This window comes from Paenibacillus sp. FSL H8-0315, from assembly GCF_038005365.1.
Lineage (GTDB): Bacteria > Bacillota > Bacilli > Paenibacillales > Paenibacillaceae > Paenibacillus_AQ > Paenibacillus_AQ odorifer.
This window is the reverse complement of sequence record NZ_JBBOTA010000001.1, coordinates 6,618,640-6,633,072: the sequence shown is the minus strand read 5'-3', so window position 1 is coordinate 6,633,072 and position 14,433 is coordinate 6,618,640. Positions and strand designations below refer to the sequence as shown.

At 40.9% G+C, this 14,433-nt stretch carries 13 protein-coding genes; 2 read left to right on the top strand and 11 right to left on the bottom strand.

What is annotated here, in order from left to right; translation table 11 throughout:
- Positions 1 to 17: 17 nt before the first annotated feature.
- The 3 genes from araA to MHB56_RS29000 are packed head-to-tail and all read right to left on the bottom strand — an operon-like array spanning position 18 to position 3,794.
- Positions 18 to 1,442 (bottom strand): L-arabinose isomerase, encoded by a 1,425-nt coding sequence (araA, locus tag MHB56_RS29010; RefSeq protein ID WP_038571054.1) that lies wholly within the window; start codon positions 1,440 to 1,442, stop codon positions 18 to 20.
- Positions 1,443 to 1,474: 32 nt separating this feature from the next.
- On the bottom strand, positions 1,475 to 2,170 hold the full coding sequence (locus MHB56_RS29005; protein WP_036677359.1) for an L-ribulose-5-phosphate 4-epimerase: 696 nt from the start codon (positions 2,168 to 2,170) through the stop codon (positions 1,475 to 1,477).
- Between the two features lie 16 nt (positions 2,171 to 2,186).
- Positions 2,187 to 3,794 (bottom strand): xylulokinase, encoded by a 1,608-nt coding sequence (locus MHB56_RS29000; RefSeq protein ID WP_076302075.1) that lies wholly within the window; start codon positions 3,792 to 3,794, stop codon positions 2,187 to 2,189.
- A gap of 307 nt (positions 3,795 to 4,101) precedes the next feature.
- On the opposite strand from MHB56_RS29000, the gene MHB56_RS28995 reads away from it, so the two are divergent.
- Positions 4,102 to 5,184 (top strand): GntR family transcriptional regulator, encoded by a 1,083-nt coding sequence (locus tag MHB56_RS28995; RefSeq protein ID WP_076125610.1) that lies wholly within the window; start codon positions 4,102 to 4,104, stop codon positions 5,182 to 5,184.
- A 99-nt stretch (positions 5,185 to 5,283) separates the two neighbouring features.
- Here the strand turns inward: MHB56_RS28995 and MHB56_RS28990 are convergent, their stop codons facing one another.
- From MHB56_RS28990 to MHB56_RS28960, 7 genes are all read right to left on the bottom strand, one after another.
- Positions 5,284 to 6,294, bottom strand: coding sequence for a helix-turn-helix transcriptional regulator (locus MHB56_RS28990; protein WP_076184602.1), 1,011 nt, complete (start codon positions 6,292 to 6,294; stop codon positions 5,284 to 5,286).
- Between the two features lie 110 nt (positions 6,295 to 6,404).
- Positions 6,405 to 6,998: a chloramphenicol phosphotransferase CPT family protein gene (locus MHB56_RS28985; protein ID WP_076184601.1), complete on the bottom strand. Its 594-nt coding sequence runs from the start codon at positions 6,996 to 6,998 to the stop codon at positions 6,405 to 6,407.
- Positions 6,999 to 7,066: 68 nt separating this feature from the next.
- Entirely contained in the window at positions 7,067 to 8,056 is a 990-nt protein-coding gene (locus MHB56_RS28980; protein WP_076302074.1) for an ABC transporter substrate-binding protein, read from the bottom strand.
- 129 nt (positions 8,057 to 8,185) lie between these two features.
- Positions 8,186 to 9,160 carry a helix-turn-helix transcriptional regulator gene (locus tag MHB56_RS28975; protein WP_076280634.1) on the bottom strand — a complete coding sequence of 325 codons (975 nt, stop codon included), beginning with the start codon at positions 9,158 to 9,160 and terminating at the stop codon, positions 8,186 to 8,188.
- A gap of 176 nt (positions 9,161 to 9,336) precedes the next feature.
- Positions 9,337 to 10,242 (bottom strand): hypothetical protein, encoded by a 906-nt coding sequence (locus MHB56_RS28970; protein WP_248548270.1) that lies wholly within the window; start codon positions 10,240 to 10,242, stop codon positions 9,337 to 9,339.
- Positions 10,239 to 10,796, bottom strand: a complete 558-nt coding sequence (locus MHB56_RS28965) for an RNA polymerase sigma factor (RefSeq protein WP_076125863.1) — start codon at positions 10,794 to 10,796, stop codon at positions 10,239 to 10,241. Before MHB56_RS28965 ends, MHB56_RS28970 begins: the two co-directional genes overlap by 4 nt.
- Positions 10,797 to 10,970: 174 nt before the next feature.
- Positions 10,971 to 11,672, bottom strand: coding sequence for a hypothetical protein (locus MHB56_RS28960; RefSeq protein ID WP_076190366.1), 702 nt, complete (start codon positions 11,670 to 11,672; stop codon positions 10,971 to 10,973).
- Positions 11,673 to 11,821: 149 nt separating this feature from the next.
- On the opposite strand from MHB56_RS28960, the gene MHB56_RS28955 reads away from it, so the two are divergent.
- Complete coding sequence (locus tag MHB56_RS28955; RefSeq protein ID WP_076302133.1) at positions 11,822 to 12,601, top strand: GNAT family N-acetyltransferase; 780 nt, start codon at positions 11,822 to 11,824, stop codon at positions 12,599 to 12,601.
- 70 nt (positions 12,602 to 12,671) lie between these two features.
- Here the strand turns inward: MHB56_RS28955 and dhaK are convergent, their stop codons facing one another.
- Positions 12,672 to 14,432 carry a dihydroxyacetone kinase subunit DhaK gene (gene dhaK / locus MHB56_RS28950; RefSeq protein WP_076217598.1) on the bottom strand — a complete coding sequence of 587 codons (1,761 nt, stop codon included), beginning with the start codon at positions 14,430 to 14,432 and terminating at the stop codon, positions 12,672 to 12,674.
- Between the last annotated feature and the right edge of the window lies 1 nt (position 14,433).

The following is a 14,433-nucleotide window of genomic DNA, read 5'->3' as shown; positions in this document are numbered from 1 at the left end:
GTAATAAAGCTTTGCTATTATTTAATAACTACATATTCCAAGTTCACAAGTTTTGCGTAAGCAATAATTTGGTCTGTTGTAAGAGTTAATGAAACAACGGTGTGGTGACCGCCACCATTTTCGATCCAAGCTTTAACTCCGTCTTGGAAGTTTGGTTTAACATTCCAAAGCACACGAGCTACTGGAAGGTTTGGAGCTGGAACAGTTGGTTCAAAAGCAGTCACTTCATTGATCAAAAGTTTGTAATGCGTACCGAAGTCAGCCATGGAAACCACTACACCGTCTCCTGCTTTGCCGTCAAATACTAAACGGGCTGGATCGTCTTTACCACCAATACCTAGTGGAGACACGATGATTTTTGGTTTGTTGCTTGCCAAAGTTGGATCTACTTCAAGCATATGGGATTGAAGAATAGATTCTTGTCCAACTGTCAATTCATAAGTGTAATCTTCCATAAAGCCAGTCGATTGGTTATGGCTCATCACTTTAAGCAAGCGGTCTAGAGCTGCAGTCTTCCAGTCTCCTTCTCCAGCAAAACCATATCCTTGTGCCATCAAACGTTGAACAGCAAGTCCTGGAAGTTGTTTCATTCCATGTAAATCTTCGAAGTTTGAGGTGAAGGCATTGTAGCCACCTTGATCAAGGAAACGTTTGATAGCAATTTCATAGCTTGCTTGAACTCTTACGCTAGCTTCCCAAGCTTCTTTGCTGTTAGTGCCATAGTCGAATTCATACAGCTCTGCATATTCAGCAAACAAACCATCGATTTCCTCTTCTTTAACTTCATTAATGACTTGAACCAGGTCACCAATACCAAAGTAGTCAACCGTCCAGCCAAATTGAATTTGGGCTTCAACTTTATCTCCTTCAGTTACACCAACGTTACGCATGTTGTCACCAAAACGAGCAACTTTGATATTGAAGCTTTCGTTATAAGCAACGGCTACGTCCATCCATTCTGCAATTTGCTTTTGAACTTCAGGGCGTTCCCAATAGCCTACAACCACTTTGTTTTGTTTGTTCAAACGGGCGTTAATAAAACCATATTCACGGTCACCATGAGCTGCTTGGTTCAAGTTCATGAAGTCCATATCAATTGTTGCCCATGGAATACTTTCATTATATTGCGTAGCTAGATGAAGCAAAGGTTTTTGCAGCATTTTTGTTCCGCGGATCCACATTTTTGCAGGTGAGAAAGTATGCATCCAAGTGATGACACCGGCAACTTCGTCACGGTAGTTAACTTCTTTCATAATGTTGGTGATTTTATCTGCGCTGACAGCCAAATCCTGCAATACTAGTGGGTAAGGCAAAACTCCGCTTTTATTCAAAGCATCTGTCATCGTTTGTGCGTGCGCTTTAACTTCAGCCAATGCTTCTTCCCCATAAAGATGTTGCGAACCTACGACAAACCAAAATTCTTTTGCTACTGCTGTTGACATATTCATCCTCTTTTCATCATTTTGTAGTTTGATTATTTTTGACCGTAATAAGCGTCTTTCCCATGTTTGCGCAAGTAATGTTTATCTAGAATACGTTGTGGCAATTCTTCCGCAAAATGGTTCAACTCTCTAGCAAATAAATTCATTTTCGATACTTCATCCAACACTACGCTGTTCATTACAGCGGATTTTGCATTTTTCCCCCAAGTAAAGGGTCCGTGGCCTTTAAGCAAAACACCGGGAACCGCCATAATATCTATCCCGCGTTGTTCAAAGGTTTCGATGATTACATTACCTGTTTCCGCTTCGTAACCCCGATCGATTTCCTCTTGCGTCAAGAAACGCGCACAAGGAATGGAGCCATAGAATGTATCAGCGTGCGTAGTTCCCATTACAGGAACGTCAAGTCCTGCTTGTGCCCAGATAGTCGCCCAAGTGGAATGTGTATGCACGATTCCGCCAATTTCGGAGTAATGTTTATAAAGTACTGCGTGAGTAGGGGTATCGGAGGAAGGTCTCATCTCCCCTTCAACCACATTGCCATCCAGATCAACAACTACCATATCGCTGGCTTTCATTGTTTCATAATCTACACCACTAGGTTTGATTACGAATAATCCACTTTCGCGATCAATTGCACTCACATTTCCCCATGTATACTTGATTAGTCCATGTTTCGGCAATTCCAGATTGGCTTGAAAAACCTCTTCTTTAAGTTGTTCTAACATCTTGGTCCCTCCATTTTCAGACTAAATTATCAACAGCGGATTGCTCAATCGCCAGACCTTTTTTATAACGTTCGATAAAGGTTTCAAAACCTTTAATGTCGGTTGCATCGGGATGAATTTCTTCTCCCTTTACATCTTTGAACACTTTTTGATCGAGGAAGTCTTCCAAGCTTTCTTCCTGATTTTTGTTCATCATGTAGGAGGCAAGAATAGCCATTCCCCATGCGCCGCCTTCTCCAGCTGTCGACATTACGGAAACAGGAACATTCAGTGAAGCTGCCATCATTCTTTGGCCAACAACCGGAGTCTTAAATATACCGCCGTGTCCTAAAATACTATCTATGGCTACATTCTCTTCTTTCGTTAAAATGTCCATTCCAATTTTCAAAGCACCAAAGGCGCTGAACAAATGTGTACGCATAAAGTTAGCCAGATTAAATTTGCTCTCAGGCGAACGTACAAATAACGGACGACCTTCTTCTAACCCCGTAATGTTCTCACCCGAGAAATAACCGTAACTGAGCAATCCACCGGCATCTGGGTCTGCTTCCAAAGCTTTATTCAGCAGTACGCTGTACAATTTGTCAGCTTCGACCTTTTGCCCCATCGCTTCATAGAATTCACGGAATAATCCGAGCCAGGCATTAAGGTCACTTGAACAGTTATTAGCATGAACCATACCTACTGGACTTCCGTCTGGCGTAGTCACCATATCGATTTCCGGATAAACCTTGGAAAGCTCTTTTTCCAATACGATCATGGCAAAAACAGAGGTTCCTACGGAGACATTCCCGGTACGTTTTCTTACACTATTGGTAGCAACCATACCGGTTCCTGCATCCCCTTCTGGAGGACTAAGCGGAATCCCAGCTTGTAATTGCAATGATGGATCCAGAATTTTGGCTCCTGCTTCGGTTAATAGACCTGCTTGCTCACCGGCAACATACACCTTAGGAAGAAGGTCGCTGGTCTTCAGCGAATAACCTTTGCCAGCAATAAGCTCGTCAAACTGTTGTATCATAGATTCATTATAATTTCCTATGGATTCATCAATCGGGAACATACCTGAAGCATCTCCAACACCAAGTGCTTTGTTGCCGGTCAATAACCAATGAATGTATCCTGCTAACGTTGTAACAAACCGAATCTGCGGCACATGTTCTTCTTTGTTTAAGATCGCCTGATAAAGATGAGCAATACTCCAACGTTCAGGAATATTGAATTTAAATACATCTGTCAGTTCTTTGGCTGCCTTACCCGTTGTTGCATTACGCCAAGTCCGGAACGGAACGAGCAATTGATCCTGTTCGTCAAAAGCCATATATCCATGCATCATTGCAGAAAACCCGATTGAACCAACGGTTTGGAGGGTGATTCCGTAATTTTGTTGAACTTCTTGCTTCATCTCACGATAAGCATCTTGTAGACCTTTGATAATATCTTCTAGGCTGTACGTCCAAAAGCCGTCTTTCAACTGATTTTCCCATTCATAACTTCCAGAAGCGATCGTTTGAAAACTATGATCAATAAGTACTGCTTTAATACGCGTGGATCCAAATTCAATCCCTAGCGAAGTTTCTCCCTTATTGATTGCTTCTTCGATGATTAATCGATTCGATATCACGTTGGTCACCTCTCTGACAGCGCTTTTTTAATATAAAAGAATTCGCTTTCTTAATTGACAGCTTTAGTATAAATTTTTGTACGTACATTTGTCAATAAAATAGTTATATATACATACAAATATGGAGAAGATAATAATTTAACTCCGGACTTAGTTTGTTTATGATGATCTAAAGGTACGAAATATTTACATTTTTCATAAAAAAAGAGCCCCTTTATATTTAATTCGTAGTCATGCTATAATTTGTACATACAACTTAACGAAATGTACGAATTATAAAGCGAACAAGTATGGAAAGAGGAATTACATGAAACCAAAGTATCAAGTGATTATAGAGGATATAAAAAGCAAGATCCTTTCAGGAGATTACAATGTAGGCGAACAAATTCCTACGGAGTCTGCCTTGCAGTCCTTGTACGAGGTTAGCAGACAGACTGTTAGAAAAGCCATTTTAGAGCTATCCAACGAAGGATTCCTCCGCAGCGAAAAAGGTTCTGGCACGTATGTCAGCAACCAATATCGCACAAAGACCGGCGGGAGTTCCCATAAGAAGACGATCGGTGTAATTACGACCTATATCTCTGACTATATCTTCCCTTCTATTATCCGGGGGATTGAAAGCCGAATGAATGAGGATAACTATTCACTACTATTGGCTAGTACCAATAACGATGTTGCGCAAGAAAAAAAAGCTCTCGAAATGATGTTGTCCTACGGCGTAGATGGTTTAATTATTGAACCTACGAAAAGTAATCTGTATAATCCCAATATTGCGTATTATCTGTCGTTTAAGGAGCAAGATATTCCACTCATTATGATTAATGCTTTTTATGAGGAAATAGAGCTCCCCTTCCTTTGTCTTGACGATGTGCAGTCCAGTTATCTGGCAACAAAAGAATTGATCTCCAAAGGCCACTCTCAAATTGGACTTATCGCAAAAATGGATGATTTACAGGGCAAATATCGAATGAAGGGCTATATCAAAGCTCTCGAAGAAGCTAAATTACGGTTTTATCCAGAGCAAATATTTTCGTTCAACACCGAGACCAAACAAACCTTAGCTACGAACTTGAAGGATTTCCTAAATAAAAATAGAGATACCCTCTCTGCGATTGTCTGCTACAACGACGAGGTTGGTCTGGAAGTGGTCAATGCTTGCAGACAGCTAGACATTTCTATACCAGAGGAATTATCAATTATTGGCCAGGACAACTCCTATATTGCCCAAAATGCAAACATCAAACTGACCACTTTAACACATCCCCAAGAAACTATGGGCCGTGATGCAGCGGATTGGGTCATTAAAAAATTACAAGGAAAAAAGGATCTTCCCAACAATACTTATTATCAACCTGTGTTAATTGAAGGAGAAACAGTAGTCGAGAGATAGAATAAATTCTGAGGGATTTTGCGTTTATCTTCATATGTAAATGTAATAACCCACCAGTCGTGACTGGTGGGTTATTTGCAACTGTTATCTCCGTATTCTTTAAAGGTTCGATTCGTGTTTTGAAGTCATCAGTACAGAAGAAGCAAACTGTTTCACAAGCTTGCCGGGATTGATCCCGTATTTCTCCCGAAACACCTCCGAGAAGTGACTTGAGTTGGAATAACCCACAGCACAGGATGTCTCATTAACGTTCAAATCACCTTGCTGCAATAGGTGTAGAGCCTTCTCCAGCCTTATATCCCGCAAATAGCCGAATACAGTTGTTCCGAACATTTCTTTAAAGCCAGATTTTAATTTGTTATCATTCATGCCAATCAATCGGGAGAGCTCCAACAGGCTTGGCGGATCTATCATCCGTTGCATCATGATGTCCCGCGCTTCACTAATTTTTGTCATGTCGCTTTTCGACAGCTTTGTTGTCCCAGAAGTACCTTCTGTTAGAATCGATTGAAAGCCCAACGACAAAAGCTCTAATGTACTACATTCGATCTCCAGATTTTTGGTGCTGCGGTTTTGAAGAGCTGCCAGCATTCGCTCAAGCACGATAGCAGTAGACGGCTGCATCGTTTCCTGAAAAACACGAAAAGATGCTTGGCCAAGAATGCGGTCAAAATCAGCGGATCTCCCACCCCCGCCTTCTTCCATGAAGTGATGGAAAGTCGAAACAGGAATACCTATGCCTAACATCAGATAAGATTCATTCCCCTGAAACTCAAATTGAGAGCCAACTTCATTCATGAGTTGTAGCGTACAGCTTCCCGGAACAAACTCATACTGGACACCATCAACAGAGACTTCTCTTTTCCCTTGCAAACAATAATTAAGCTCAACCATTGCTGTTTTGGTTACGAGAGGCACGCTGTAATCCTGGCGAAAGGTAAAATCGGATACCACCACATTGATATCAAAGCGTGGGACGAATCGACGAACGAACCCTTCTCCCCTTTGCGAATGTAGTGCCATGTGCTCTGTACGATCTCTATTCTGCCGCGGCAGCTCAAGCCCATCGAAAAAAAGATTGAAATTGTGATGAAAATCTATTCCAGTCATTGCTACCGCTCTCCGATCAAGTTTTTATAATAGTGAGAACCATTCTCATTATTATAAAGGATCCTCTCTTTTTTGACCCGCTTGAATATGGTGTTATCTGGATACGCCATCTAGGAAACACTAACATTTCTTTTACTTAATTTCTTAAATACCGAGTATTCCTTATTGGACTTAATAAAACTTAATATCTTTTCGGCACATTCTATTGAATTCATCTCTTCCGTATTTACTTCGAGGTCATATTCATCAAAGCAATATACTTTGCTAAACTGTGAAGCTGCTAGTCCAATCTTTCTATCTCCTCTTGTTTGCTCTCTTCTTATGAGTTCTTCTTTCGAGCATATTACACCTATAAATAACGTAGGCTGATCGAAAAATTGCTCAAGAAACACATTAAACCTCTTATCATTGTCGATTACGGTATCTACTATTACATTAAAACCCATTTCTATTAACAATTTAATTGTCGAGCGGTACACTGAGAATATGGAATCATCTAATATTTGGGAAACGACTTGATGATCTATTTCTCTTGTAGGTTCATCTGGAAATTTATTATTAATAAAATCATTGTAATTATTAAAAAAATCATCAATTGATAAATGATAAAAAGGAATCTCTTTCTGTTTTATCAGTTCAGTCGATATGGAGGTCTTTCCGGAACTTGAAGTTCCATTTAGAAAAACTAATATCCCTTGCTTCAATTTAATCATCCCTTTAAATAATAATCATTGCAACTCAGAGAATATTCGAGAAAAGATTAAATTATCCTTTACTGTTTGATATGTTCCTTGATTTGTTCGGATATTTGCTCCAACAATGCTTCTTTTCCTAAAGCAAAGAAAGCCTCATTATAATTTTGTCTGCTTGTCATGCGATATATATTATTCGATTTTGCAGCTTTCAGATTACTCCAGACCTTGCTTTGGTCAAGAACATTCTGGTCATTATCGGATAATAAAATGATATGGTCTGGATTAAAGGTAGACAGTGCTTCTAGACTTGTCACTTTCCCTCCCCATGGATCTGGCTCCGGTGTACCTGGCGCGAGGGGTAATCCTAGATCATTAAAAATCATATCCGCAATACCTGTGCGGGAATAGATGCGTATTTCTTTCTCTGTAGCTTCGATTATCGCAAACGTCTCTTCCTTGGTTATCTCAGTGATTTGATCATGTAGTAGTATAGCACGTTGATCATAGGCCTTCAGCCACGTTTCCATTTCCGCTTTCTTATCAAGCACCTCCGCAACAAATGCAAATCGCTCTCTAAAAGCGTTAAAGCCATAAGGCACCCTCACTGTTGGAGCAATCATATTTAGTTGATCATAGATTTTTTCTTGGGTAGGTCCTGCCAGTATCAAATCAGGGCTTGCTGCAATGATCGCTTCTAAGTTGACTTCCGTCTGAAACCATCCAGCGGGAGTTACATCAGGCAGTTCTTTTTTGAGAATAGGAGTGATTTCTAATGAATTAGCCATATCTGTATTCCCAGTAATAACAGGTTTATATCCAAGCACCAGAAGTTCTTCCGTTGAGCCGGATACATCGGCAATTCTAACCGGGTTCACCGGTATTACAATATCCCCTTTAGCATCCTTGAGGGTACGTGTTTCGGTCGAATTAGTAGCGACGGGTTCTGAATTTACCGCAGGTTGAGAATTTTCTACCTTAGCCTCCTGACCTGAATTCCCACACCCGTACAGCATCACCATCATGATTAAGGCGATTCCCACAAAAGAGATCTGTTTTAAACTGAACATTTTTCCAACCCTCTCCAATCTACTGATAATCATTCTCACTTCTAGCAAGTCCGATCATACACTCTGCTGATAGGACAGAACTACCGGCAGAGGGATTGAATAACGGTTTGGCGGATATTTATTTAATTTTTATCGTTTTTTAATTACTTCTGAAGGATTAATTCCATACTGCTTCCGAAAAGCTTCGGCAAAATGACTAAAGTTGTTGTAACCTACCATCGTCGCTGTTTGGCTGACACTAATCTCCCCGGTACTTATGATTTCCCATGCTTTTTCTAAACGTTTGTTCCGTAAATATGCAAATACAGTTGTTCCGTACTCTTCCTTAAATCCAACTTTTAATTTGTATTCGTTAATGCCTGCCAGCTTGGACAATTCGATTAGCGAAGGTGGGTTTGCCATGTGGTCAAGGATGATATCCCTGGCTTTCCGAATGTTTTCTCGGTCACTACGTGATAAATGCAAACTGCGTTTAGTATGTTTCTGCTCAAAAAGAAATGCGTCAAAATATACAGATAGGAGTTCTAATGCCTTCCCCTCTACGTACAACCGGCGCATGGAGGTATGATATGGACAGTCTCTCAATTGCACCAATAATCGGGTGGTTTCTGGAAGAATAGGCATACGGAACATTCGAAAAGCACGTGAATCTAACAGCCCGGATAAGCTGCGAGCATGTGAAGAGCTTTGATCCGCCATCCATGAATCGAATAGTGTAACCGGCACACCTATGGACAATAAACGGATAGGTTCAGCACTCCGATAGTGAAATTCCGCTTGGAAATCCTGCATGAACTGCAATGAACAACTATCGGGCATTAACTCATGGCTGGTATCTGTTACATGAACTTCCCCGCTTCCCTGCAGACAAAAGCTTAACTCAATCATCGCCGCTTCGGATTGAACCCGAACTAGGCGATCATCAGCAAAACGGTAATCACTATCAACAATTTCGATCCCGGAGGGTGTGATAACTCTATCGACGTATCCTTGGGTACTGGATTGTGCGAAATGTTTCCTCTCTGTAGTACCCCTCATAGACGGAGCCTCAAACAAAGCATCGAAATACCCGTTATAGATGTTATGAATAGATGAACTTGTCATTCTGTTATACACTCAGCAGGTAAGCTGCACTCCGTAATCCCAATATTATGTTTTATCATGAGCAGATCACCTTTTCTCTTCTATTAAATGATAACGATTATCATTTAGATCATTATATGCGAGATATTAGATAACCTGCAATGCACAGTTTTTAAGGATCTCTTATCTCCGCCTTCTCAGTAAAGCGGTAGCACTTCTTGTGTCAGACCTGAAAAGAGGTCGCTGGTTTGATCAAAAAAGGTATCAGGCAAATAATAATAAGCATCACCCATAGACACCACCTTTAATTCGGGAATGATATACATGGCGATATAAGTCCCGTCTTTGAGGTTGAACTGTAATTGATATGATTTTCCTTGGGATTGCGCCGCTGCAAGAGCTTCATATTCCTTAATGCTTAGCTCTGTTTTTTTTGCGCTGTACAAACCTTCGATAATGGACTCAACAATAGGATGATCAGTGATAGTCTTTTGCACGTCATTCCCCACATGATTCAGAATATAGATATCTTTTGCATGCTCCTTCAGATTAGCCAGATCTAGATACTCCTTCGCGCTCATTGCAGAATCGTCTACCTTCGCCACAATTTCAGCTAGATAATAATATTGCTCATCCTTAACTGCAATACGAAAATGGGATGGGTATGTTGGGATTTCATACAGCTTTCCACCCATAGCGAACGTAGCGGCATAATCTTTTTCCGCATTCTTATCCCCGTCATTCTTTCCGGGCTCTTGGTTGAGATCAAACTCTAATGCACCAAGCGATTTGTCAGGCTCCATACCTGTGAACTTAAACTGAGCGCCATCTGCTACGAATGCATAACGGTATCCATTGTAATTCAGAATTTTGCGAACCCCTGTGGGAGACGAGACTGGTGTCTGCTGTGATATTTGTGGTGAATTAGGCAACGGAGTCTGCGGAAATTTATAAACGGCCACACCTAACACCAATGCAGCACAAGCTGCGAGTGAGCCCCACTTTACATAAGCTTTTTTATTAGTGCGTCTCGCGGAGTTGGCTTTTTCTATCAGATTTTCGTCTATGTAACCGATTGTTTTGAAGAGCTCTTTATTATTCAAAGGAAATAACCCTCTTTCTGAAGATATATTTGGAGTTTTTTGCGTGTTCTGAAAAGAATTGATTTGGTTTTACTTTCACTGATTGAGAAGCGTGCGGCAATATCGGCCAAAGAATCAGAATACCAGTAACGCCTCAAAAAAACATTCCGCTGATCTTCCTTAATGTTGTGTAGAAATTTGCTTATAGATTCGGCTATTTGTGCTTCCTCGTATTGGGTTTCAACGTTGTCTGAAGAGGATAAACAATCGTTTAATTCATTAAGAATCGTATCGAATTTTTTATTCCGTTTTTTAGCCATGTAATAATCGTATTTGTTCAAAGCAATATTTCGTGTGATTCTCCCCAGAAAAGAGGACAGCTTTGCAGGAGACTTCGGCGGTATTGCTTCCCATGCACCAAGAAAGGTATCGTTAACACATTCTTCCGAATCTTCAGCATTAGACAAAATGTTATGAGCGATCCGAGTACAATAATTTCTATATTTTTTCGATGTTTCTTCTACTGCCCTTTCATTACGTGCAAAATACAATTGTATGATTTCACTATCTTCCACTCCATCACTTCCGTTCGATTTAATTTAAGCATTCACTTATAAAGTAGGAAAAGAAGTGTTTAGGTTGCATAAAAATATAATTTTCTATAAGCTTCGGCATTCAACGCTGATAATATGACATAAAAATACAAATAACCCCTCATCCTAAGGGATAAGGGGAAGTTATGATATCATCTAATTTTTAATTAATTCTACTTCCTTCATTGGAGCCTTTGTCTTACGGAGCATCATCCAGATCCCCCCCAGACAAAATAAAACACTACATCCCATGCCAAACAACGCGCTGGCGTTTAATGCCTGAGGTGAGCCTTTCATTGTAAGCACAGCCATTTGAGTGACAACAATGGAGACTAAGGCATCAGTAAAGCTAATCATTTTTAATGTTGATATAATGGGATTTTTGAGATGACGGTTAACAATATTTCCATGAATGGCAAAACCAAGTTTTGTAAAAGCGATCAGTGCTACCAGATATACAATGTAACCTTCATAAACCAAAGCGTCTCCGACTAGATAAATCCGCAAGCAGACCAACAGATAAGAAACCCCTAGAAGACAAAGAAAAACACCGCCACGCTTATAAACATAAAGCTCCATGGAATACCTTTGCTGTGCTGAACTGACTTTTTTAGCTAATGTATATTTATGAAGCACCTGTCCTTTGGCTATACACAGGATCAGATAATAAAGTGCATTTGTGATGAACCATCCGGACAATAGATATAACCCAAGAATTAACTTGCCTATACCAATAAAAGCATTGATGACTAGGGAAGCAGCGTTGAACATGGCGGTTCGATCTTGCGGATTTCCGAAGTACCGAACTAAGATTGCCTTAATATATATCATCCTTTCAAGAAAACCTTCATATCTCATTTTATGTTTCTAAGGGGACAATAGTATCATACTTGGCTCAACCCAGCAATAAAGCAAACAAAGTTCTGATTTATGATATATTAGAAAAGGTTGTGCTAATTCAGCAAGAGGAAATAGCAACAGCAATTGTTAATGGAGGCAGGTCGTATATGTATAGAAAATTAACAGCAGCAGAGTTGGATGTTATTTTAAGCTCGATTAATAAGGAACAGCATTTTTTATATTATTCATACCTTACTTTTCGCAGACAAAACACAGTGCATTACGGTCAGTATTCTGACCAGGGCGAGTTGCTTGGAGTATTAGCCTTTTTAAGTGGCCTTCCGTTTAATGCTTTTTCTGTATATCCAGTTCAGCAATCCTTTTGTCTCAGCTCAATGTTGGCGTTCATGAAAGATGAATTACATCTACATAACCATGCGGTAGGTAGCTTTATTATTAACGAACAAGAGCTGCAGGTCTTTGCTTCTCAGCTTGAGTTCTACAGCCCTCCCAAAAAATTGCTTCTTATGAAACATATTCATGAAGATGTTCTACCAACAGCGGACAAGCATGTTATGCACTTAGGACCTGCTCATTTCCAGCGAATTGAAGCAAAGATGAACGAGCTGCAAACCATGGCTTTTTCAAAAGAAGAATTACAGAATCCGTTCTATGGTGTGATGGCACAAGACGAGCTGATTGCTGTAGGAGGATACCATATATATAGTGAGGATTACGTTGAACTAGGAAATATCGGAACAGATGTAGCCTGGAGAAGAAATGGTTATGGAAAAAAAGTCTGTGCAGAGCTAACACGCCAAGGACATGCCATTTCAGCTAACGTATATTTGAATGTTTTTGAGGAGAATGTAGGAGCCATTTCTCTATATCAATCGCTGGGATATGAACTCATTTGCCAACAATACATCGTTGAATTTGTTATTTAAATTAAAAACGTACTGCAGCTAATGCAGTACGTTTTTTTTAAATTTTAGGTGATACGCCAGTTAACCTTGTTTATTTCATTGCTTTTGCCAGCTCTGTGAAAATAACCCCAAGCGCATGAGCACCCGCATCTGGATAACCGATGCTGCGTTCCCCTACTGTACCGGCTCTTCCCATACGGGCAACGATTTCTATAGTATTTTTAGAACCTTGGACAGCTGCTTCCGCTGCTTTATTTGCCGCCACTTTAATATCGTCGCCTTGTTCTGCACTTTGGGTCCAGGCATCTGCGAACGGTACAAGCGCATCAATCAATGTCTTGTCTCCGACGACAGCCCCTCTGCCAAAAGATCTTTCACCCGTATCTTGAATCCCTTTGACAACAGCCTGCATCATATCAGCAAACTCCTGAATGGTCAGCTCTTCCTTCTGCTGAACATTTTTGCTCGCTGCGCGGAAGCCTGATCCCCAGATCGGTCCGGATGCTCCGCCGCAATATTCCATAATGACCATGGAGCAGGCGTCAAGGAACTCACCGATATTAGTGAGATGATGAGCTAAAATATCTTCCCACTCGACTTTCAGCTGTTTAAAGCCCTTAGCTACACTCATCCCGAAATCGCCGTCTCCAGCGTGGGAGTCAAGCTCACAGAACGGAACTTCATTCTCGATAATAACCTGGCTCATTTGATCGAGCAGATAGACGATATTTTGCAAAGTAAACCGATTGTTCTTAATCACCGCTGCAGCAGCATCCGTATTATTCTTAAAGGATACATTGCTGTCTGCTTTCTCTTCTTGGATTACTTCAGTATATTTCACAGGCTCAAAAGGGCCTTTAATCGACAAGGCTGGTGTATCACAAGGCGCAGATAACCATTTCTTCAGTGTCTCATCCAGCTTCATTATCGTCACCGATGCACCTGCCATGTCAATGCTGGTCATGTAGTTACCAACAAACACTTTAAACACTTGCTTATTCTTAGCGGTTAATTCGCGGATGACAGAATTGTTCAGCAAATATAACTCTTGCAGCGGGGTGCCTCCAAAACCATTAATTAATACGGCTACTTCCTCCTGCTTCTGATCATTCATTTGGAAGTTGTCTAGCAAAGAGGTAACCATTCGCTGTGCTAATTCATCTGCGGGTACAATTTTCTCCCTGCGTATTCCAGGTTCTCCATGGATGCCAACCCCGTATTCCATCTCGTTCTCTTCAATATGAAATGTCGGAGTACCTTTGGCAGGCACGGTACAAGAGGTATAGGCGAAGCCTATGCTGCGCACATGATCAATTGCATGTTGCGCCGCTTCTTTCACTTCCGCTAAGGACAATCCAGCTTCTGCTGCTGCTCCGGCTACCTTATGAACAAGCACTGTTCCGGCTACGCCTCTTCTGCCTACTGTATAAAGGCTGTCTTCAACGGCAATATCGTCGTCTACTTTGACATAATCCACTTCGATACCGTCTTCAGTTGCTAGATGGGCCGCATTTTTAAAGTTCATGATGTCACCGCTATAATTCTTGATAATAAGCAGCGAACCTTTGGTGCTTGCTGTGCGGCGAATCGCTTGATAAACCTGAATTTGGGATGGAGAAGCAAACACATCACCGCATACAGCTGCATCCAGCATCCCGGTTCCTACAAACCCGGCATGAGCCGGCTCATGCCCGCTTCCGCCACCACTGATCAGGGTAACTTTATCTTGATTGATCTCTTTCTTAGAAATCACTTTGAATTTAGGATCGAAATCCAGCTCGGGATGCGCCAAGACAAGCCCGTTACACATTTCCCTAACCAGAGTCTCCGGCTTGTTTATTATTTTTTTCATC

Bases quoted from the DNA above. Each gene is read 5' to 3' on its own strand.
- MHB56_RS29005 (WP_036677359.1), bottom strand. From the start codon at position 2,170: ATGTTAGAACAACTTAAAGAAGAGGTTTTTCAAGCCAATCTGGAATTG.
- MHB56_RS28990 (WP_076184602.1), bottom strand. From the start codon at position 6,294: ATGACTGGAATAGATTTTCATCACAATTTCAATCTTTTTTTCGATGGG.
- MHB56_RS28980 (WP_076302074.1), bottom strand. From the start codon at position 8,056: ATGTTCAGTTTAAAACAGATCTCTTTTGTGGGAATCGCCTTAATCATG.
- MHB56_RS28960 (WP_076190366.1), bottom strand. From the start codon at position 11,672: ATGAGATATGAAGGTTTTCTTGAAAGGATGATATATATTAAGGCAATC.
- araA (WP_038571054.1), bottom strand. From the start codon at position 1,442: ATGTCAACAGCAGTAGCAAAAGAATTTTGGTTTGTCGTAGGTTCGCAA.
- MHB56_RS28975 (WP_076280634.1), bottom strand. From the start codon at position 9,160: ATGACAAGTTCATCTATTCATAACATCTATAACGGGTATTTCGATGCT.
- dhaK (WP_076217598.1), bottom strand. From the start codon at position 14,432: ATGAAAAAAATAATAAACAAGCCGGAGACTCTGGTTAGGGAAATGTGT.
- MHB56_RS28995 (WP_076125610.1), top strand. From the start codon at position 4,102: ATGAAACCAAAGTATCAAGTGATTATAGAGGATATAAAAAGCAAGATC.
- MHB56_RS28955 (WP_076302133.1), top strand. From the start codon at position 11,822: ATGTATAGAAAATTAACAGCAGCAGAGTTGGATGTTATTTTAAGCTCG.